The sequence below is a fragment of the Shuttleworthella sp. MSX8B genome (assembly GCF_000524295.1).
GTDB classification, from domain to species: domain Bacteria; phylum Bacillota; class Clostridia; order Lachnospirales; family Lachnospiraceae; genus Shuttleworthia; species Shuttleworthia satelles.
This window is the reverse complement of record NZ_JAQT01000021.1, coordinates 31665-52071: the sequence shown is the minus strand read 5'-3', so window position 1 is coordinate 52071 and position 20407 is coordinate 31665. Positions and strand designations below refer to the sequence as shown.

Annotated in this window: 20 protein-coding genes; 16 read left to right on the top strand and 4 right to left on the bottom strand. The window is 53.3% G+C overall.

Annotation, left to right across the window (positions count from 1 at the left end):
- Positions 1 to 141: 141 nt before the first annotated feature.
- Together HMPREF1508_RS05645 and xylB are read right to left on the bottom strand one after the other, a co-directional pair.
- Complete coding sequence (locus HMPREF1508_RS05645; RefSeq protein ID WP_044960227.1) at positions 142 to 1656, bottom strand: L-fucose/L-arabinose isomerase family protein; 1515 nt, start codon at positions 1654 to 1656, stop codon at positions 142 to 144.
- A gap of 131 nt (positions 1657 to 1787) precedes the next feature.
- Positions 1788 to 3266 (bottom strand): xylulokinase, encoded by a 1479-nt coding sequence (gene xylB / locus HMPREF1508_RS05640; RefSeq protein ID WP_044960241.1) that lies wholly within the window; start codon positions 3264 to 3266, stop codon positions 1788 to 1790.
- Positions 3267 to 3801: 535 nt separating this feature from the next.
- On the opposite strand from xylB, the gene HMPREF1508_RS05635 reads away from it, so the two are divergent.
- Positions 3802 to 4869, top strand: a complete 1068-nt coding sequence (locus HMPREF1508_RS05635; protein ID WP_006907270.1) for a LacI family DNA-binding transcriptional regulator — start codon at positions 3802 to 3804, stop codon at positions 4867 to 4869.
- 70 nt (positions 4870 to 4939) lie between these two features.
- Here the strand turns inward: HMPREF1508_RS05635 and HMPREF1508_RS05630 are convergent, their stop codons facing one another.
- Entirely contained in the window at positions 4940 to 5449 is a 510-nt protein-coding gene (locus tag HMPREF1508_RS05630) for a low temperature requirement protein A (RefSeq protein ID WP_278244581.1), read from the bottom strand.
- A gap of 250 nt (positions 5450 to 5699) precedes the next feature.
- On the opposite strand from HMPREF1508_RS05630, the gene HMPREF1508_RS05625 reads away from it, so the two are divergent.
- Complete coding sequence (locus HMPREF1508_RS05625) at positions 5700 to 5954, top strand: hypothetical protein (RefSeq protein ID WP_044960225.1); 255 nt, start codon at positions 5700 to 5702, stop codon at positions 5952 to 5954.
- A gap of 99 nt (positions 5955 to 6053) precedes the next feature.
- Here HMPREF1508_RS05625 and HMPREF1508_RS05620 read toward each other — a convergent pair whose 3' ends face one another.
- Positions 6054 to 7400: a glutamate-5-semialdehyde dehydrogenase gene (locus tag HMPREF1508_RS05620; RefSeq protein ID WP_006907265.1), complete on the bottom strand. Its 1347-nt coding sequence runs from the start codon at positions 7398 to 7400 to the stop codon at positions 6054 to 6056.
- A gap of 432 nt (positions 7401 to 7832) precedes the next feature.
- On the opposite strand from HMPREF1508_RS05620, the gene HMPREF1508_RS05615 reads away from it, so the two are divergent.
- The 14 genes from HMPREF1508_RS05615 (at position 7833) to HMPREF1508_RS05555 (ending at position 20405) form a co-directional block, all read left to right on the top strand.
- Positions 7833 to 8816 (top strand): DUF6017 domain-containing protein, encoded by a 984-nt coding sequence (locus HMPREF1508_RS05615; RefSeq protein ID WP_002590557.1) that lies wholly within the window; start codon positions 7833 to 7835, stop codon positions 8814 to 8816.
- 21 nt (positions 8817 to 8837) lie between these two features.
- On the top strand, positions 8838 to 9056 hold the full coding sequence (locus tag HMPREF1508_RS05610) for a DUF5348 domain-containing protein (RefSeq protein WP_002590558.1): 219 nt from the start codon (positions 8838 to 8840) through the stop codon (positions 9054 to 9056).
- 41 nt (positions 9057 to 9097) lie between these two features.
- Positions 9098 to 9574 carry a PcfB family protein gene (locus tag HMPREF1508_RS05605; RefSeq protein WP_002590559.1) on the top strand — a complete coding sequence of 159 codons (477 nt, stop codon included), beginning with the start codon at positions 9098 to 9100 and terminating at the stop codon, positions 9572 to 9574.
- The gene (locus HMPREF1508_RS05600; protein ID WP_009530560.1) at positions 9571 to 11358 is read left to right on the top strand and encodes a VirD4-like conjugal transfer protein, CD1115 family; all 1788 of its coding nucleotides are present in this window, start codon (positions 9571 to 9573) and stop codon (positions 11356 to 11358) included. The genes HMPREF1508_RS05605 and HMPREF1508_RS05600 overlap by 4 nt, the downstream gene beginning before the upstream one ends.
- Complete coding sequence (locus HMPREF1508_RS10375; protein WP_002590563.1) at positions 11351 to 11521, top strand: hypothetical protein; 171 nt, start codon at positions 11351 to 11353, stop codon at positions 11519 to 11521. The genes HMPREF1508_RS05600 and HMPREF1508_RS10375 overlap by 8 nt, the downstream gene beginning before the upstream one ends.
- A 487-nt stretch (positions 11522 to 12008) precedes the next feature.
- Entirely contained in the window at positions 12009 to 12224 is a 216-nt protein-coding gene (locus tag HMPREF1508_RS05595) for a Maff2 family mobile element protein (RefSeq protein ID WP_002590564.1), read from the top strand.
- A 19-nt stretch (positions 12225 to 12243) separates the two neighbouring features.
- The gene (locus HMPREF1508_RS05590; RefSeq protein WP_002590565.1) at positions 12244 to 13113 is read left to right on the top strand and encodes a VirB6/TrbL-like conjugal transfer protein, CD1112 family; all 870 of its coding nucleotides are present in this window, start codon (positions 12244 to 12246) and stop codon (positions 13111 to 13113) included.
- Positions 13114 to 13290: 177 nt separating this feature from the next.
- Entirely contained in the window at positions 13291 to 13698 is a 408-nt protein-coding gene (locus HMPREF1508_RS05585; protein ID WP_002590566.1) for a PrgI family protein, read from the top strand.
- Complete coding sequence (locus HMPREF1508_RS05580) at positions 13643 to 16087, top strand: VirB4-like conjugal transfer ATPase, CD1110 family (protein ID WP_002590567.1); 2445 nt, start codon at positions 13643 to 13645, stop codon at positions 16085 to 16087. Before HMPREF1508_RS05585 ends, HMPREF1508_RS05580 begins: the two co-directional genes overlap by 56 nt.
- The gene (locus HMPREF1508_RS05575) at positions 16084 to 17043 is read left to right on the top strand and encodes a DNA-methyltransferase (protein WP_002590568.1); all 960 of its coding nucleotides are present in this window, start codon (positions 16084 to 16086) and stop codon (positions 17041 to 17043) included. The genes HMPREF1508_RS05580 and HMPREF1508_RS05575 overlap by 4 nt, the downstream gene beginning before the upstream one ends.
- Positions 17044 to 17078: 35 nt before the next feature.
- Positions 17079 to 19187: a C40 family peptidase gene (locus HMPREF1508_RS05570; protein ID WP_044960220.1), complete on the top strand. Its 2109-nt coding sequence runs from the start codon at positions 17079 to 17081 to the stop codon at positions 19185 to 19187.
- A gap of 42 nt (positions 19188 to 19229) precedes the next feature.
- Entirely contained in the window at positions 19230 to 19508 is a 279-nt protein-coding gene (locus HMPREF1508_RS05565; RefSeq protein WP_002590570.1) for a DUF4315 family protein, read from the top strand.
- Positions 19501 to 20220, top strand: coding sequence for a DUF4366 domain-containing protein (locus tag HMPREF1508_RS05560; RefSeq protein WP_002590571.1), 720 nt, complete (start codon positions 19501 to 19503; stop codon positions 20218 to 20220). The genes HMPREF1508_RS05565 and HMPREF1508_RS05560 overlap by 8 nt, the downstream gene beginning before the upstream one ends.
- Complete coding sequence (locus tag HMPREF1508_RS05555; protein ID WP_002590572.1) at positions 20217 to 20405, top strand: hypothetical protein; 189 nt, start codon at positions 20217 to 20219, stop codon at positions 20403 to 20405. Before HMPREF1508_RS05560 ends, HMPREF1508_RS05555 begins: the two co-directional genes overlap by 4 nt.
- Positions 20406 to 20407 lie beyond the last annotated feature (2 nt).

Here is a 20407-nt window from a genome sequence, read left to right as displayed (position 1 = left end):
CCCTCCTTTTACATGTCTTCTCCAGGGGTGAAGTTTGCTCGCATATTCCCCCTCAGGCACGGCATATGATTCTCCCCAGAACTCTCTTTGCTGCCTTGCTCCCTCGGATAAATCTCTGTCTGTGCATAATCCTGCCTGATCCTATTTTACCGCAGGCTTCATCCTGTATGCGAAGGGATTTTCTCCCGGATATGGGAGGTCTTTGGGATGATTATAATCCACTTCTCCGGCTGCAAGACCAAGATAGCGAAAGGCGGCAAAGAGCTCCCTGCCATAGTGGCCGAAGGCCACTGCCCCATGATGGGGATAGTTCTTGCCAATCAGAACATTGCGGTAGAAACGGCCCATTTCCTCAATGGCAAATACACCGATGCCGCCGAAGGATCTGGTGGCTATGGGGAGAACCTCTCCCTGAGCCACATAGGCTCTGAGCTTGTTGTCAGCTGTGGACTGCAAGCGGTAGAAGGTGATGTCTCCCGGCATGATATCCCCCTCAATGGTTCCGTCACACCACTCTTTTGGATGTGTGGACGCCATAATCCTCTGATAGGACAGATGGGGATTCACGACACGGGTCGAGCAGGTGTTGCCGCAGTGGAAGCCCATGAAGGTATCCGTATGCCGGTAGTCGAACTTGCCCTCAATGGACTCCCTGTACATATCCTTGGGGACAGAATTGTTGATATCGAGAAGAGTCACCTCCTGTTGGCTGACGCAAAGGCCGATATACTCGGACAGGGTTCCGTAAATGTCCACTTCGCAGGAGACGGGAATTCCCTGCCGCATAAGCCGGCTGTTGACATAGCAGGGGACGAAGCGAAACATATCTTGAAAGGCCGGCCAGCACTTGGTAGTTAAAGCGACAAACTCCCGGTAGCCCCTGTGATCATTAACCCAGTCTAAGAGGGTCAGCTCGTACTGAGCCAGCCTGGCCAGCATCTCGGGCTTCTGATCAGACCGGTAACCCATCTCCCGCGCCATATCGTCAGAGACGGACGCGATGCGCTGATCTCCCTCATGCTTTAAGAAGGCCTCGTAGAGATCCAGCTCTGACTCCTCTTCGATCTCGACGCCCAGATTATAGAGCTGCTTGATAGGAGCATTGCAGGCCAGGAAATTAGCCGGGCGGGGCCCGAAGGAGATAATCTTCAGATGCTCCAGTCCGTACTTGACGCGGGCAACAGGCAGAAAGTCATGAATCATGTCCGCGCAGTCCCCGGCATCTCCCACGGGATAATCGGGGATATAGGCCCGGATATTCCGCAGAGCCAGATTGTAAGAAGCATTGAGCATGCCGCAGTATGCGTCCCCCCGCCCGGATTCCATCAGCCGGTCCTGGGATTCCTCCGCGGCCGCGCAAAACATCACAGGTCCGTCGAAATGCCTGGCCAGAAGGGTCTCGGAAATCTCCGGCCCAAAATTGCCCAGATAGACGCAGAGGGCATTACAGCCATGTACCTTGACGTCATCTAAGGCCTTGACCATGTCGGTCTCGGATTCCACGATGGTGATCGGACACTCGTAAATGTCCTCCGCGTCATATTTCGTCGCATAGGCCTTTGCCAGAGCCCTGCGCCGGTTGACTGCCAGGGGCGCCGGAAAACAGTCACGGCTGACTGCTACCAGTCCCAGCTTGATCTTCGGAATGTTGTTCATCGTCTTCTCTCCTTTGCTTGACTGACCGCGCGCCTGCCTCAGTGGCCGCATGCCGTTTTCACACGGCGGGCCAGGCGCCCGTCCTACCATAGATGTCTTATCCTGTTAACAACTCATTTATCACAACTCATTTATCCCACAAGTGCCCGAAAGGTCCCCTTCAAGGCGGGATAAATCCCGGAGAATTTTTCATACTGCCTCTGGTACTTAGCCGCCAGATCCGGATCCGGCGCAATGGTCTTCTTAACTCTGACAATGGCACGGGCCGCCTCTTTGGGGTCAGGATATTCTCCGCAGGCGACAGCCGCCAGCATGGCCGCGCCGAGTGACGGCCCTTCTTCCGTCTCCAGAAGGTCTAATTTGAGGTTTAAAACATTGGCCAGGATCTTCTGCCAGAGACCGGATTTCGCTCCTCCGCCCACAAGCCTTGAGCGGTCGATGACCATCCCCTGTTTCCTCGCCGTCTCCAGCATGTCCCTGCAGGCAAAGGCCACTCCCTCCAGAACTGCCTGGGTCAAGTCTGCCTGTCCGCTATCCATGGTCATACCCACAAAACAGGCTCTGGCATAGGGATCATTGAGAGGGGAGCGCTCCCCCATCAAATAGGGCAGATAGAAAACCGGATTCTCTCCCAGGCGCTTCTCGTCGACCCGACTCTGCACTCCGGCATAGTCAGTCTCTCCCAGAATCTCCTCCATCCACCACTTGTTGCAGGAGGCCGCCGAGAGCATGCAGCCCATCAGATGGTAACGGCCGGAAGCGTCACAAAAGGAGTGAAGAGCATTGCTTTCATCCAGGTGAAAATGGTCTGAAGAGATAAAAAGGGTACCGGATGTCCCCAGGGAGAGATTGCACTTTCCCTCTCCAACCGTTCCCGTGGCAAGAGCGGATGCTGCATTATCTCCGGCGCCCGCTGCCACTCTCACATTCTCGGACAGTCCCAACTCCTTTGCGATATCCGGCCTGATTTTCCCGATGCAGTCATAAGACTCATAGAGTCTTGGAAGCATGTTCTCCCTGATTCCGCAGATGGCAAGCATCTCTTTTGACCAGGTTCGGTTCCTCACATCCAAAAGGAGCGTGCCGGAAGCATCCGATACATCCGTCGCGTGAACACCGGTCATCCGATAGACCAGATAGTCCTTTGGCAGCATAATCCTGTGGATTCTGGCGAAGTTCTCCGGCTCGCGCTTCTTCATCCAGAGAATCTTCGGGGCGGTAAAGCCGGCGAAGGCAATGTTGCCCGTGTGCCCAGACAGAAAATCCCGGCCCACCTCCTCATTGAGATACTCCGTCTCCTCTGTGGTCCTGGAATCGTTCCAGAGAATCGCCGGTCGAATCACCTGATCTTCACGGTCCAGAACGGCCAGCCCGTGCATCTGTCCGCCGAAGCTGATCCCGCCGACAAGTCCCCTGTCGTAATCCCGCAGCAGATCTCTGATCCCCTCTCTGGTCTGCTGCCACCAGTCCTCCGGCTTCTGCTCTGACCAGGATGGGCGGGGAAAGGAAATCGGATATTCACGGGACACCATATTGAGGATTCTGCCGTCTTCCTCCATGAGAAGAAGCTTGACCGCGGATGTCCCCAAATCAACTCCTATATAGTACATGGCTTTCTCTCTCTCATAATTCATAAATCGCGGAAAGCGTGCACGTGCACGATCTGTTTTTATCTTATGCCTCCTCGCCCCGATTCACAAGCAACATTTTTGCCAATATTTCCCTCTTCTTTTCTAGCATATTGCCCAATTCACTTTCCATCGCTCAATTTACTCCCCACCGCCCGATTCACCTCCCGTCGCTCAATTTACCTCCCATTGCCCAGTTTACCTCCCGTCGCTCAATTTACCTCCCATTGCCCAATTTACTTCCCATTACCCAATTTACTTCCCACCGCCCATTCACCTCCCGTCGCTCAATTTACTTCCCTCCGCCCGATTCATTCCCTATCTCCCAGGACTTCCCCTAGTTTTTCCAAGCCTTCCCAAGTTTATTTAAGATGGGAAGCGTGCACATGCACGCATTGACTTCTCTTCGACGTCGTGCAACAATGTACGCATAAGCACGGTGCACGGTCGATTATGGCGCGGTTGAATCGCGGTGCGCAGTCGAATTCAGATCAAATAAGAAAAAGAGGAAAGACACATGGCAACGATGAAGGAAATCGCAGAGCTCGCAGGGGTCTCCCGCGGAACTGTCGACCGGGTTTTAAACCGCAGGGGCTCTGTCAGCCCTCTGACCAAAAAGAAGATTCTTGAGATTGTGGAGATGTTAGACTACAAGCCCAATAAGGCCGGCATCGCCCTGTCCGTCCAAAAGAAGAGCCTGACCATCGGCGTCATCCTCTTTGGCGCGGGAAACGCCTTCTTTGACGATGTCATTGAAGGCGTTGAGAGCAAGCTGGGAGATCTGAGTATCTATGGAATTCATCTGATCACCAGGCGCATTCCCTTCGGCCTTGACGAGGAATTGGGCGCCATTGATCAGCTGCTGGCAGACGGAATCAACGGCCTGGTTCTCTCTCCCTACAACGACGACAGCATCCGGGCTAAGATTGACCGGCTCTGGGACGAGGGAATTCCTGTGGTAACTACAAATACCGACATTCCTGAGTCCCGGCGGATCGCCTATGTGGGATCAGACTTCTATAGCTGCGGGCAGACGGCTGCTGCCCTCTTCCACCGCTTTGCCCCCCGTCCGCTCAAACTAGCCATTGTCACCGGCTCTGACCGGATCCTCTGCCATAAAGATCGCATCCGCGGTTTTCTCGACTACTGCAGGGATCTCAAGCCCTCGATTGAGATTGCCGAAGTGATCGAAGCCCATGACGACGATTACGAGAGCTACGAGGCTGTGACGCAGCTCCTTGCCAGATATCCCGATTTAGACGGTCTCTACTACACTGCCAGCGGCATGTACGGGGGCTGCCGGGGACTCATGCATGCGCGCAAAATGCAGTCCTCTCCCGATGACTCCGATCTCTGCATTCGAAACAAGAAGGGAAACCCCTTCCTTGTGATTGGCTTTGACTCCGTCCCCTCCACCAGAGAAATGCTTCAAAAGGGACTGATCACCGCGACCATCACCCAGCAGCCCCAGCTGCAGGGTTCCCTCTCTGTCAGCATTCTTCAGGACTATCTGGTCAGCGGGAAGCTGCCCGACCGGGAAATTTATCACACGGAGTTATCTGTAAAATTAAGAGAAAATCTATGAATATATTCGCAATCAATGACAGACGATCAATGGTCTGTTCCCCAGTGACATAGCTTCAAAAACCCCAGGCTCAGATCAAATGCCAATTTTGCTTTCCGTTTTTTCTGGCCTGGATCATATAGAAACGCATGAAATGAATTCCTGTCATCACCGTCGTAACTGTCCCAATAACAATGACAAGGGTCGGTGTTCCCGACATGAGCAGAGCAAATATGGATCCCAGAGCAAATAATACCGCCTGTGTCATGCAGAAAGATTTCGTATAACGTAAATAATCTTTGTTGTAGCGTCCGTTGGCCAGAACAGCTGCTTGAAACATACCGATGCCTGCAAGGAAGAAAGCTGTCACAAATAAGTGGTTAGCGCTGGAATCAACCAAAAACCCCATAGAAACAGTCACCATAAACAATGAGATAAAAATAGGGTAGTGGCTGTAGATGAGGAAAAGGCCCTTGGTATTAGTTCTCTCATCAATGGCATGGTCAAACTGCGCGAAGTAAAAGAGAAAAAGCATAACCATCATAACAAAATAGAGGACGGACGAAAGAGAGATAGGGTCAGAGCCCCTACTGCTATACAAAAATAGTGGAAGTAGTCACTCCAATCCCTGGTCATCATGTTAGACATGAAGAGCATCATAGCCATATTGATAAACATGATGACATGCGTTTCCCTCTCTGAATTTTTCACACTGCCTTATAACAAATAGCAGACCTGAAACAACAGACTTAAAACCAGCCCCTGTCCTGTCCTGATTGTAACTTCTCAACTTGCTTGCTAAACTAATAGACAGATGAAGACTCTGTGTCTGCCCCGGAAAGGAGGCATCTATGTTCGACTATTCTGTCCTGTGTTCTGATGTTGACGCCGCGAAGAGAAATCAGGTTGTAAGTCTTCTCTCCGAGAACGACATCGGCTACAAGCTCACATCACAGATGCCCTTTCAGATGCGCGCCAAAGAAAGCGAAGACGGCGCGGCGGATCAAAAGGCCAGGCCATCTTCTGCCAGCCGGCAGGTTCGCTATACCATCTCTGTCAAGGAAAGAGACTTTGCTTACGCCCTTCAACTGATCAGAGACATTTAAATCCTCGTTATGATATTTGAATTCCCGTCGAGACATTTGAACTCTCTTCAGATCGCGGATCCCCAAACTCACAGCTTCTCAAAATGAAACTGACTCTTTTTACAGATCCTCAAAGTGAAAATGGCTCTTTCCCGACGCGTAATCGCCCACAATCTGTCCATGGCCGATCAGCTGGTACTTGTAGGTGACCAGACCCTCAAGCCCGACCGGCCCTCTGGCGTGAAGCTTGGACGTGGAGATTCCGACCTCCGCCCCAAAGCCATAGCGGAAGCCATCCGCGAAACGGGTGGAGCAGTTGCGATAGACGCCGGCAGAATCCACCATCTGCAGGAAGTAGTCTGCTGTCAGGTCATTTTCTGTCAGAATACAGTCGGTGTGGTGGCTTCCGAAGCGGTTGATATGGGCGCAGGCCTCCTTGACACCGTCCACCAGCTTAACAGAAGCGCACAGGGTCAGGTATTCGGTGGCATAACCGGTCTCAGTCAGATCCCTGATCTCTATGGCGGACTGCTTCTCCTTCGCGCGGGAGGTCTCTCCCTGCTCACGCAGGGCATTTTTCAGGCAGTCCTGCACCTCTTGATCTCCCCTCAGGACGACCCCCGCCTCTTTCATGGCAAAGGCAAACCGGGGAAGAAAGTCGGCCGCAATCGCCCGATCCAGCAGGATGGTCTCCACCGCATTGCAGGCGGCCGTGTACTGGGTCTTGGCGTCAAGCAGAATGGGAATGGCCCGGGACTGATCGGCATCCCTGTCCACATAGATATGGCAGATGCCGTCCGCATGCCCCATAACGGGAATTTTCGTGTGATCCATAATATAGCGGACAAACGCGTTGGATCCTCTCGGAATCAACAGATCCACATCTCTCTCACAGGTCAGAAGCTCATCGATCTCCGTATGGACCTCCGCCTGACGCAGCATGCCTGCCGGAAGCCCTGCTCCCGTCACTGCCTGATTGATGATCTCAAAGAGGATCCGATTACTTTTAGCGGTCTCCCTGCCCCCTTTTAAGATGGCGCAATTCCCCGACTTGATGCAAAGCGCGGAAATCTGAACCAGAGCATCCGGCCTGGCCTCAAAAATAACCCCGATCACTCCGATGGGCACCGTGATTCGATGCAGTTCCAATCCCCGATCCAATTGACGATCAAGAAGGTGAACCCCTGTGGGATCCGGAAGATCAATCAACTGCCTGATCCCGGCCAGGACATCCTCCAGCTTATCCTCACGAAAGGTAAGCCTCTTTAAGACCGCCGGCGCCACATCCTTTGCCTCCTCCAGGTCCCTGGCGTTCGCGTCGAAGATCTCTGCGGCATGCTCGCGAAGGGCAGCGGCAACTGCCTCCAGAGCCCGATTCCTCAGCTCGATGGAACTGGCTGCCACTGTCGGAGAGAGCATTTTCATCTGGTGTACATCTTCGCGAATCCCCATGGTTACTCCTCTCATACGTATTGAAAACTTTGGCCTATTCTACCACATTTCTTTTAAATCAAATGATTATCTCAAAAAATCCCCAGTTTACGGGCATTTCCGCAAGACAGCAGCTTGAATTTACTACCCATTTACTACTTACGGATTGAGCCTTGATATGCTTTGAAGCTCTTGCGGATAGACCAAACAGGCAGCGCACACCAGTATTGACCTACCATAGATTGAAAAATTTCATACAGCACCGTACAAGCGGCGTTTCCCACTCCCTACACAGGGAGAACAGGAACGCCGCTTTTTTCATGCCCTTGTTACGCAGTAGGGGCAGAAAAAGCCTTGCTACAAGCGGTTTTGCGGGCGCGTATCTGGCGCGGCAAGGGATTTATACCTTATCCCCCGAAACCGCGCTTCTACTGCGTAACAAATCCACAGCAAAAGGAGTGATTTACTATGGCAGTTTTCCGGGTGGAACGAAACAAGGGCTACACCGTAATGAGCAACCACCACCTACGCAACAAGGAGCTTTCCTTAAAGGCAAAGGGGCTGTTGTCGCAAATGCTGTCACTCCCCGAAGATTGGGACTACACCTTGAAAGGCTTATCCCTTATCAACCGGGAGAAGATAGACGCTATCCGCGAAGCCATACGGGAGCTTGAACGCGCCGGGTATATCGTCCGTTCAAGGGAGCGCGACGAGAAAGGACGCTTGCGGGGCGCGGACTATGTGATATTCGAGCAGCCGCAGCCGCCTACGCCGGATTTACCTACATTGGAAAATCCAACATTGGATAATCCAACACAGGAAAAACCAACATTGGAAAAACCTACGTTGGAAAATCCAACGCAATTAAATAAAGATATACAAAGAACTGACTTACCAAAAAAAGAAAAATCAAATACGGATTTATCAAGTACCCATTCCATTCCTATCCTTTCCCCTAACCCCTCACCTTGCGGGGAAGCGGCTACGCCGCCGGAACGGAAAGGAACGGAAGCGGCAGCACAGAGCGCAGTAGAGATATACCGGGAAATCATCAAGGACAATATCGACTACGACATTCTCAAACAGGACATGAGATTTGACGGTGACAGGCTTGACGAGATTGTAGACCTCATGCTTGAAACAGTATGCACCGCAAGGAAGCGGGTGCGGATTGCGGGGGACGACTACCCGGCAGAGCTTGTGAAGTCAAAGTTTATGAAGCTGGACGGCGAGCATATCCGCTTTGTGCTTGACTGTATGCGGGAGAACACAACCAAAATCCGCAACATCAAGCAATATCTGAAAGCAGCCCTTTTCAATGCCCCGTCCACTATCGGCAACTACTACACTTCCCTTGTCGCCCATGACATGGCAAGCGGCGCACTGGCACCGAAGAAGCCGCAGTACGGCGACCCGGACTATTATTCATTCAAACCGGGCGAAAGCCTGTAAACAACAAAAGGAGGATTTTTTATGGCACAGAGAACAGGAGCATTGGTATTTGACGAGCGCACCGACCGTTACGACATCCGCTTTGACCTCAACACTTACTACGGGGGCTTGCATTGCGGCGAGTGCTTTGACGTGTTCGTGCGGGGCAAGTGGAAGCCTACCCGGATTGAGTACGGCGACAACTGGTATCTTGTGGGTATCAGAGCCGAGGACTTGAACGGGCTGCGGGTGCGTATCTGACCGCCGCCCCATAAAGAAACGCGAAAGGAGGACGCGAGAAATTGCAGGACGAAGTAAACGAAAAGACCATAGCCCTTTACATCAAGACCGGGAAGCTGACCGCGCAGACGCTCCAAAAGGCAATGAAAGCCATTCTCTCAAAGGGCAAGAAAGAGCTTTCCAAACCGCCACAGGGCAAGCAGAGCTTAAAGCAGCTTATGAAGCAGAACGCGGGCGTTTCCAACATTGAGATTACAAAAGACAATATCAAGGCTTTTGAGAGTACCGCAAAAAAATATGGTATCGACTTTGCGCTGAAAAAGGACACGACGGAAACCCCGCCCCGTTACCTTGTTTTCTTCAAGGGGCGGGACGCGGACGCGCTGACCGCAGCCTTTAAGGAATTTTCCGCAAAGAAGCTGACACAGGATAGGAAGCCCTCAATCCGAAAGCTGCTCTCAACCCTTAAAGAAGCCGCACAGGGCAGAAACGCGGAACGGGCAAAAGTCAAGAACAAGGACAGGGAGGTATCGCTATGAAGCCGGAAATCAAGAAGCTGCTTATCCTCAATCTCCCGTATCTGCTCTTTGTGTGGCTCTTTGATAAAGTGGGTGCGGCTGTCCGGCTCTCCCCCGGCGCGGACGCGAGCGCAAAGCTGCTACATCTTGGGGACGGTTTTAGTGCCGCCTTTTCCAGTATCGCGCCGAGCTTCCACCCGGCAGATTTACTTATCGGCATTGCCGGGGCGGTCATTGTCCGGCTGATTATCTACGTCAAGGGCAAGAACGCGAAGAAGTACAGGAAAGGCATGGAGTACGGCAGCGCACGTTGGGGGACAGCCGAGGACATAAAGCCATACACAGACCCAGTATTTGAGAACAATATCCCCCTCACGCAGACGGAACGGCTTACCATGAACAGCCGCCCGAAGCAGCCGAAATATGCCCGCAACAAGAACATTCTTGTAATCGGCGGTTCCGGCAGCGGCAAGACAAGGTTTTTCGTCAAACCGTCGCTTATGCAAATGCACAGCAGCTATGTTGTCACAGACCCGAAAGGCACCGTCTTAATCGAGTGCGGGAAGCTCTTACAGCGGGGCGGCTACCAGATTAAAGTGCTGAATACGATTAACTTCAAGAAATCCATGAAATACAATCCCTTTGCCTATCTGCGGAGCGAAAAGGACATTTTGAAGTTGGTCAATACCATTATCGCCAACACAAAAGGCGACGGGGAGAAATCCGGCGAGGATTTTTGGGTGAAAGCGGAAAAGCTCTACTACACCGCGCTAATCGGCTATATCTGGTATGAAGCCCCGGACGAGGAAAAGAACTTCACGACGCTGCTTGAAATGATAAATGCGTCGGAAGCCCGCGAGGACGACGAGGACTTCCAGAACCCGGTTGACCTCATGTTTGAACGTCTGGAAGAAAAAGACCCGGAGCATTTCGCGGTCAAGCAGTACCGCAAATACAAACTTGCGGCGGGCAAAACGGCGAAGTCGATTTTAATTAGCTGCGGCGCGAGGTTAGCACCCTTTGACATCAAGGAGCTGCGCGAGCTTATGGAAACCGACGAAATGCAGCTTGACACCATAGGCGACAGAAAGACCGCCCTTTTCGTCATTATCAGCGACACAGACGACACCTTTAACTTTGTCGTGAGTATTCTCTACACACAGCTATTCAACTTGCTTTGCGACAAGGCAGATGATGAATACGGCGGGCGGCTTCCCGTCCATGTGCGCTGCCTGTTAGACGAGTTTGCGAATATCGGGCAGATACCGAAGTTTGAAAAGCTCATAGCCACCATAAGGAGCCGGGAAATATCCGCTTCAATCATCTTGCAGAGCCAGTCACAGCTAAAAGCCATTTACAAGGACAACGCCGATACCATAGTCGGCAACTGCGACACCACGCTTTTTCTTGGCGGCAAGGAGAAAACGACGCTCAAAGAAATATCGGAGATTTTAGGGAAAGAAACCATTGACAGCTTCAACACGTCCGAAACCAGAGGGCGGGAGCTTTCGCATGGGCTGAACTATCAGAAATTGGGAAAGCAGCTTATGACGGAAGATGAAATCGCGGTCATGGACGGAGGGAAATGTATCTTGCAGCTACGCGGGGTGCGCCCGTTCTTTTCGGACAAATTCGACATAACGAAGCACCCGAAATACAAGTACCTTTCCGACGCAGACCCGAAGAACGCCTTTGACATGGAGAAGCACTTGCGCCGCCGCCCCGCTATCGTCAAGCCCGATGAAGTCTTTGACTATTACGAGATTGACGCGGCAGATTTACAGGAGGACGCAGACAATGAATGAGCGTTCCCCAAAGGAGAAGCCGCGCCTTGTGCTGATTATGGGCGGGCGCATGGAGCAGCAGCGCGAGGAAGCGAAACGGCGGGCTGAAATCCGGGAATTTATCGCAGCTTGTGAACGGCTCTACGAAAAGAACCGCCAGAGAGAAAGGAGGGATTGCGATTAAAGGAAGAAATACAGGCTATGAGATACGCGCCCCTTGCGTCATGGAAATGTGGATAACAGGCTATTCCGCTATGGAAAACGCCATTCACAGCACATGGAAAAGCAAAGGGCAGCTTTCCCACGTCCTGCAAACAGCGTTTCCCACAGCTCCATAAGACAGCCAGTTACCCACATTCCCACAACGCCGACGACTACGGAAGCCCAACCTATCCTACCTGTCATTCAAAAAGAGATTTTTTAAGGAGCTGACCTAACATCAAGAACGTAAACACAGGCTACATGATACGCGCCCCCACTTTTCCGGCGCAGCACACAGCGGCAAGAGCCGCGCCCCTTACAACTGAATACCGCCGCGCCGCAGACACTTAGGCGGCGTGGGGAACCCGCCCAACCCGGCGGGCTTATGACCGCGGCAGTTATCAAAACTGACCGCCGTTTTTTATGCCCTTTTTCGGGCAGCCGCACACGCGGCAAGAAAGGAGAACTTTATGGCATTTTTTAATTCGGCAGTAGGCGTTTTGCAGACCCTTGTTGTAGCTCTGGGAGCCGGGCTTGGTATCTGGGGCGTGATTAACCTCATGGAGGGCTACGGCAACGACAATCCCGGCGCGAAAAGCCAGGGCATGAAGCAGCTCATGGCGGGCGGCGGTGTCGCCCTTATCGGCATGACCCTTGTACCGCTACTTTCCGGCTTGTTCGGTTAAGAAGCGCGGGTAAAGGCTTATGCAGAGCATACTTGACGCGATTAACGAATGGATAAAGGAAATCCTCATAGGAGCCATAAACGGTAATCTGTCAACTATGTTCGGGGACGTGAACGAGAAAGTCGGCACTATCGCCGCCGAGGTAGGGCAGACCCCGCAAGGGTGGAACGCGGGTATCTTCTCCATGATACGGACGTTATCGGAGAATGTAATCGTACCCATTGCGGGGCTTGTCATTACCTACGTCCTATGCTATGAGCTTATCAGCATGGTAACGGAAAAGAACAATATGCACGACGTTGACACTTCCATGTTCTTCAAGTGGGTGTTCAAGGCTTACGTCGCAGTCTACCTTGTGACGCATACCTTTGACATCACTATGGCGGTGTTCGATATGGCGCAGCACGTTGTTTCCGGCGCGGCGGGGGTTATCGGCGGCAGCACGAACATTGATGTTGCCGCCGCCCTTGCTTCCATGCAGAGCGGGCTTGACGCTATGGAAATCCCCGAACTGCTCTTACTTGTCATGGAAACAAGCCTTGTGAGCTTGTGCATGAAGATAATGTCCGTACTGATAACCGTTATCCTCTACGGGCGCATGATAGAAATTTACCTTTACTGTTCGGTATCGCCTATCCCGTTCGCAACAATGACTAACCGGGAATGGGGACAGATAGGGAACAACTACCTAAAATCCCTGTTCGCGCTTGGCTTTCAAGGCTTCCTCATAATGATATGCGTCGGCATTTACGCCGTACTGGTGAACAACATGATAATAGCGGACAATCTGCACAGCGCGATTTTCTCCCTTGCAGCCTATACCGTTATCCTCTGTTTCTCCCTGTTCAAATCCGGCGCACTGGCGAAGTCGATTTTCTCCGCGCATTAGCGGCGTGTCAAGGGCAGGGTGGAGATTTTCAGAGCGAAGCGGCGAAAATACTACCCGACCTTGACGCGGGAGAACCCCATAGAATAGGGACGGGCAAAGGGCATAGATTGACCTTTGCCTTGATTACCCCTATGGGAACTTACAGCAGCAAAAAAACCAGAGAAAGGAGGTTTCCACTTGGCGTATGTACCCGTACCCAAAGACTTATCCAAAGTCAAGACAAAAGTAGCTTTCAACCTTACCAAACGGCAGATTGTATGTTTCGCGGTAGCCCTCATTTTGGGCTTGCCGCTTTTCTTTCTGCTCAAAGACAGCACAGGCACAAGCCTTGCGTCTATGGCTATGATTGCCGTCATGCTGCCCTGTTTCCTCTTTGCCATGTATGAGAAGCATGGACAGCCCCTTGAAGTGGTGATAAAAAACATCATTCAGACAAAATTCATAGCCCCCAAAGAACGACCATACAGGACAGACAACCTTTATTCCGTCTTAGAACGGCAGAGAAAACTTGAAAAGGAGGTATCAGCGATTGCAAAAGGAAACACGAAGAAACAGCGCGGCGGGAAACGCACACGCAAAGGCTAACCCGCCCCGCAAGCTCACCCGCGCCGAGAAGAAGCAGATTGCGGAAATCATCAGACAGGCAAAGGGCGACGGGAAAGCGCATACCGCGCAGCAGACAATCCCCTATATCCAGATGTACCCGGACGGTATCTGCAAGGTTACGGAACGTAAATACTCAAAGACCGTCGCCTTTGAAGATATTAACTATCAGCTTGCACAGGCAGACGACAAGACCGCCATTTTTGAGAACTGGTGCGACTTCCTCAACTACTTTGACGCTTCCGTTTCGGTGCAGCTCTCTTTCATCAATCAAGGGACGCAGCGGGGCGAAGCGGAAAAGGCGGTCAATATCCCGGCACAGGACGACGCTTTCAACTCTATCCGCAGCGAATACGGGGATATGCTGCAAAACCAGCTTGCAAAGGGCAACAACGGGCTTGTCAAAGCAAAATACATCACCTTTGCCATTGAAGCCGACAGTCTGGGCGCGGCGAAATCCCGCCTTGCCCGTATCGAAACGGACGTACTTAACAATTTTAAGCTCTTGGGCGTAGCCGCCCGCCCCATGACAGGCTATGAACGGCTCAAAATGCTGCATGGCATTTTCCACCCGGAGTGCGGGCAGTTTGCCTTTGATTTTTCATGGCTTGCCCCGTCCGGGCTTTCCACAAAGGACTTTATCGCCCCGTCCTCTTTCCGTTTTGGCGAGGGGCGTTACTTCCGCATGGGGCGCAAAATCGGCGCGGTTTCATTCCTTGAAATCCTTGCCCCGGAATTAAACGACCGTATCTTATCGGATATTCTGGACTTGGAAACGGGCGTTATCGTCAATCTGCATATCCACAGTATCGACCAGACCGAAGCCATAAAGACAATCAAGCGGAAAATCACCGACCTTGACAAAATGAAAATCGAGGAACAGAAAAAGGCGGTACGCAGCGGCTATGACATGGATATTATACCGTCCGACCTTGCCACTTTCGGCAGCGAAGCGAAGAACCTCTTACAGGACTTGCAGAGCCGCAACGAGCGTATGTTTCTGCTCACGTTCCTTGTGGTGAACATGGCAGACACAAAAAGGAAACTGGAAAATGACGTGTTCGCGGCGGCGGGCATTGCACAGAAGAACAACTGCGCCCTCACCCGCCTTGACTACCAACAGGAAGCGGGGCTTATGTCCTCTGTACCGCTTGGGGAGAACCTTATCGCCATTCAAAGGGGGCTGACGACTTCAAGCACAGCTATCTTTATCCCCTTTATCACACAGGAGCTTTTCCAGACGGGCGCGGCTTTATACTACGGCTTGAACGCCCTTTCTAACAACATGATACTCTGCGACCGCAAGCAGCTCAAAAACCCCAACGGCTTAATCTTGGGTACGCCGGGAAGCGGGAAATCCTTTGCGGCAAAGCGGGAAATGACAAACGCTTTCCTCATTACGGACGACGATATTATCATCTGCGACCCGGAAGCGGAGTATTTTTCCCTTGTGCAGCGGCTTGACGGGCAAGTGATACGGTTATCCCCTACGGGCAAGGGCATTGACGGGAAGCCCCAGTATGTGAACCCTATGGATATTAACCTCAATTACAGCGAGGACGACAGCCCCCTTGCGCTGAAATCCGACTTTATCCTCTCCCTCTGCGAGCTTGTAATCGGCGGCAAGGAGGGCTTGCAGCCCGTCGATAAGACCGTCATTGACCGCGCCGTTCGGAACGTGTACCGTCCGTTCCTTGCAGACCCCGACCCGGAGAAAATGCCTATTCTGGGCGACCTCTACGACGAGCTTTTGAAGCAGCCGGAGCCGGAAGCGGCGCGTATCGCGGCGGCGTTGGAGCTTTACGTTTCCGGGAGCCTTAACGTGTTCAACCACCGTACCAACGTGGAGCTGAACAACCGCCTTGTCTGCTTTGACATCAAGCAGCTTGGGAAGCAGCTCAAAAAGTTAGGTATGCTCATTGTGCAGGACCAGGTATGGAACCGCGTCACCGTCAACCGGGCAGAAAGGAAATCCACCCGCTACTACATGGACGAATTTCATCTTCTCTTGAAAGAGGAACAGACCGCCGCGTACAGCGTGGAGATTTGGAAGCGTTTCCGTAAATGGGGCGGCATACCCACAGCCATTACGCAGAACGTCAAAGATTTGCTTGCTTCCCGCGAAGTGGAGAATATCTTTGAAAACTCTGATTTTGTCCTCATGCTCAATCAAGCGGCGGGCGACCGGGCTATCCTTGCGAAGCAGCTCAACATTTCCCCGCAGCAGATGAAGTATGTCACCCACACCGAAGCGGGCGAGGGGCTTATCTTCTATGGAAACGTGGTGCTGCCCTTTGTAGACCGCTTCCCGAAAGACACCGAGCTTTACCGGGTAATGACGACGAAGCCGGAGGAAGTGGGCAAAGCATGAACGGGCTGAAAACTGACACAATCATCAACCGGGACGCGCTCTATGCCTTGCGGGAGCTTCCAGAGGAAAGCGTACACTGTTGCGTCACAAGCCCGCCCTACTATGCACTTAGGGATTACGGGCTTGACGCGCAGATTGGGCGGGAGGACACGCCGGAGCAGTACATTGACAGGCTGACCGAGGTTTTCCGCGAGCTGCGCCGGGTACTGCGTTCTGACGGTACTTTCTGGCTGAACATTGCGGACACCTACTGCGGCACAGGAAATAAGGGCTACCATGCAGACCCGAAGAACCCCAAAGGGAGGAACGGGCAAGCCGTATCAATCGCAAGACAGGCGGCGGGCTGCAAGCAAAAGGATTTAATCGGTATCCCTTGGCTCTTGGCTTTTGCCCTACGCGCTGACGGGTGGTATTTAAGGAGCGATATTATCTGGCAGAAAGAAAACCCCATGCCGGAGAGCGTGAAAGACCGCCCTACCCGCTGTTATGAACATATCTTTCTGCTTACAAAGTCAAAGAAGTATTTCTATGACGCAGCCGCCATAGCCGAGCCGTTGGCACCTACAACGGCGGCGCGGTACCGCACCGGGCGCAGCGCGGGACAGAAATATGCGGAGGAAGTACCCGGACAGGGGAACATACAGGGATTGAACCGGGCGAGAAGCGGCAGCTACTACGACGAAGCCCTCATGCCGACCATGCGGAACAGGCGGGACGTGTGGCTAATCAATACCGTACCCTACAAGGGCGGGCATTTCGCCGCGTTCCCGCCAAAACTTGCCGAAACCTGTATCAAGGCGGGCTGTCCGAAAGGCGGCATTGTGCTTGACCCCTTTTTCGGCAGCGGCACGACGGGGGCAGCCGCAAGGCAGCTTCACAGGCATTATATAGGCATTGAGATAAACGCCGAGTATTGCGCCCTTGCAAGGGCGCGGATTGGAGGGACAGACAAATAAAACAGTATAAAGCGCGTGAGAAAGTCACGCAGAAAATGACCCGCGAGGGAGCCGTTGAGGTAAACGCCGCCACAGGCAAGAAAAAGCGTATCAGCAACCGCATAAGGGACGCTGACCTTACCAGAAAGGAAGCCGCCCCGCAGCAGCCGGAACAGGCAGCGCAGCCCATACCGGGCGGCGCAGCTCCCGCGCCCGCAGCCGACGCGCCGCCGCTTCCCCATGCGCCGGGGGCAGAACGGAAACAGGACACCGCAGCAGCCGAGCGCGTCTTGGAGCATATCGACGGGGCGCACACCAGAAAGGCGAGCAAAAAGGCGGCGAGGAAAGCACAGGCAGAAGCAGAAGCCCGCGCCCACACTTCCCGCTTGCAGTTTACCGACGAGGAACGGGCAACGCCGGAGCTTGAAAGGTATATCCGAAAATCGGACAAAGCAGCCGACCGTCTGGACGCGGCAAGGGCGGCTATCCCCAAAGAAAAGAAACTTGTGCGGGAGCGCACCTTTGACGAAGCCACCGGGAAAGGCAAGACCCGCCTACATTTTGAGGAACGGGAAAAACCCATAGGAAAAGAAAAGCCCCACAACAACCCGCTATCCCGCCCCGCACAGGAAGCGGGTATTTTCGTCCACAACAAGATACATTCCGTTGAAAAGGACAATTCCGGCGTTGAGGGGGCGCATAAATCCGAAGAACTGGCAGAGCGCGGCGCAAAGTACGGGGCGCGGAAAGTCAAGGAGGGCTACCGCAGCCACAAGCTCAAACCCTACCGGGCGGCGGCAAAGGCAGAGAAAGCGGCGTTCAAGGCGAATGTGGATTTCCAGTACCACAAAGCCTTGCATGATAACCCGCAGATTGCGGGCAATCCCCTTTCCCGCTTCATGCAGAAGCAGCAAATCAAGCGGCAGTATGCAAAGGCGGCAAGGAAAAACGGCGCGAAAACGGCACAGAAAGCCGCAGAGAACACCCGCAAGGCAGCGAAAAAAACAGCCGAGGAAACAAAGAAAGCGGCGGCGTTTGTGGCAAGGCACCCGGCGGGCGTATGTATCGCCGTTGCCGCGCTGCTCTTATTCATTATGATTTCGGCGGGGCTATCTTCTTGCGGTTCTATGTTCTCCGGCTTGATGAACGGCATTGTCGGGACTTCCTACACGTCGGAGGACAGCGACCTTGTGGCGACGGAAAACAACTACGCCGCAAAGGAAAACGAGCTTCAGCAGAAAATTGACAATATCGAGCGCGATTATCCGGGCTATGACGAATACCGCTATGACCTTGACAGTATCGGGCATAACCCCCATGAATTAGCGTCCTACCTCACCGCCCTTTTCCAGACCTACACCCCACAGAGCGCACAGGCAGAAATAAACCGCGTCTTTGCCATGCAGTACACCTTGACGCTGACGGAAGAAATTGAAGTGCGCCACAGGACGGAAACCCGCACAGGAACGCGCACCGTCACCGACCCGGAAACAGGGGAAACCTCTACGGAAACCTACGAATACGAGGTTGAAGTCGCCTACAATTATTACATTCTGAACGTGAAGCTGACGAACAAGCCTGTTTCCGAGATTGCGGAGGAACTTCTAACGCCGGAGCAGCTTGAAATGTACCGCGTCTATCTGGAAACAAGCGGCAACAAGCCGCTGATTTTCGGCGGCGGCTCACCAGACACAGGGGCGTCCGAGGATTTAAGCGGCGTACAGCTTGTGAACGGCACACGCCCCGGCAATACCGCCATTGTAGAGCTTGCGAAGCGGCAAGCCGGAAACGTGGGCGGGCGCACCTTTTGGAGCTGGTACGGCTTCAACAGCCGCGTGGAATGGTGCGCCTGTTTCGTTTCATGGTGCTACGGACAGGCGGGGCTGTCCGAGCCGCGCTTTGCCGGGTGCCAGTCACAGGGCGTACCCTGGTTCCAGTCACGCGGGCAATGGGGCGCAAGGGGCTATGCGAATATCGCCCCCGGCGACGCTATCTTTTTTGACTGGGACGGGGACGGGAGCGCAGACCATGTAGGGCTTGTCATCGGGACGGACGGGGAGCGCGTCTATACCGTCGAGGGCAATTCCGGCGACGCTTGCAAGATAAAGAGCTACCCCGTTAATTATTCCTGTATCAAAGGATATGGGCTGATGAACTGGAACTGAAAACAAACATAACACTGAAAATCTGAAAGGAGAAATTGATTTATGGCTATGAACAGGATTGAACGTATCGACAAGGAGATTGCAAAGACCCGCGAGAAAATCACCGAGTACCAGAACAGGCTGCGGGGGCTTGAAGCGCAGAAAACCGAAGCGGAAAACCTGCAAATCGTACAGCTTGTGCGCTCCATGCGGCTTTCCCCGCATGAGCTTTCCGCTATGCTTTCCGGCGGCGGTATTCCGGGCATGGAAGCCGCGCCGGGCTACCCCGCAGAACCCGCAGACCACGACACCGAAGAAATGGAGGACACCGAGAATGAATAAGAAAATCCTTAGAACCTTGACCGCACTCTGCGCCGCCCTCATGCTGACGGGCGGCTTTTCCGTCACCGCCTTTGCACAGACCCCGGAGGGACAGGACGCGACCGACGACAGCGGCGTTGTCTATGAGGAACCCGAAAAGGAAGAACCCCTTACCCCGGACGGGAACGCGACCCTTGTAGACGATTTCGGCGGCAACAAGCAGCTTATCACAGTGACGACCAAAAACGGCAATTACTTTTATATCCTTATCGACCGGGACGACGAGGGCGAGAACACCGTACATTTCCTTAATCAAGTGGACGAAGCCGACCTTATGGCACTCATGGAGGACGGAAGCACCGAGGCAGCCCCGCCCGCCGTTTGCAGTTGTACCGAGAAATGCGAAGCCGGGAAAGTGAATGTGAGCTGCCCCGTCTGCAAGGACAACATGACCGCTTGCAGCGGCAAGGAAGCGGAGCCGGAAACCGAGGAACCGCCGGAGCAGCCCAAAGAGAAAGGCAATGCGGGCGGGCTTGTGCTTTTCCTTGTCGTGGCACTTCTTGGCGGCGGGGGCGCACTCTACTACTTTAAGTTTATGAAGCCGAAGCAGAGCGTCAAGGGCGATACCGACCTTGAAGATTTCGACTTTGACGACTACGGCGAGGACGAGCCGGACGACGGGGAGGGCTTGGACGTTCCCGAAGATGAAGAAGCGGAGGACGGGGACGCATGACGCTTTTCACCGAAAACCCGTTAGAAAAAATGATGGTACAAAGACCCACCGGGCGGCGTGACAATGCGCCGCCCGTTCCAAAATCCCCGGCGTGTATGCGCTGCCCTTATAAGGCGCAATCCCCCTGTATCGGCTATTGTCTGAAACAGGCACAGGAGAAGAAGCATACCGCGCCGGAAGGCTGAAA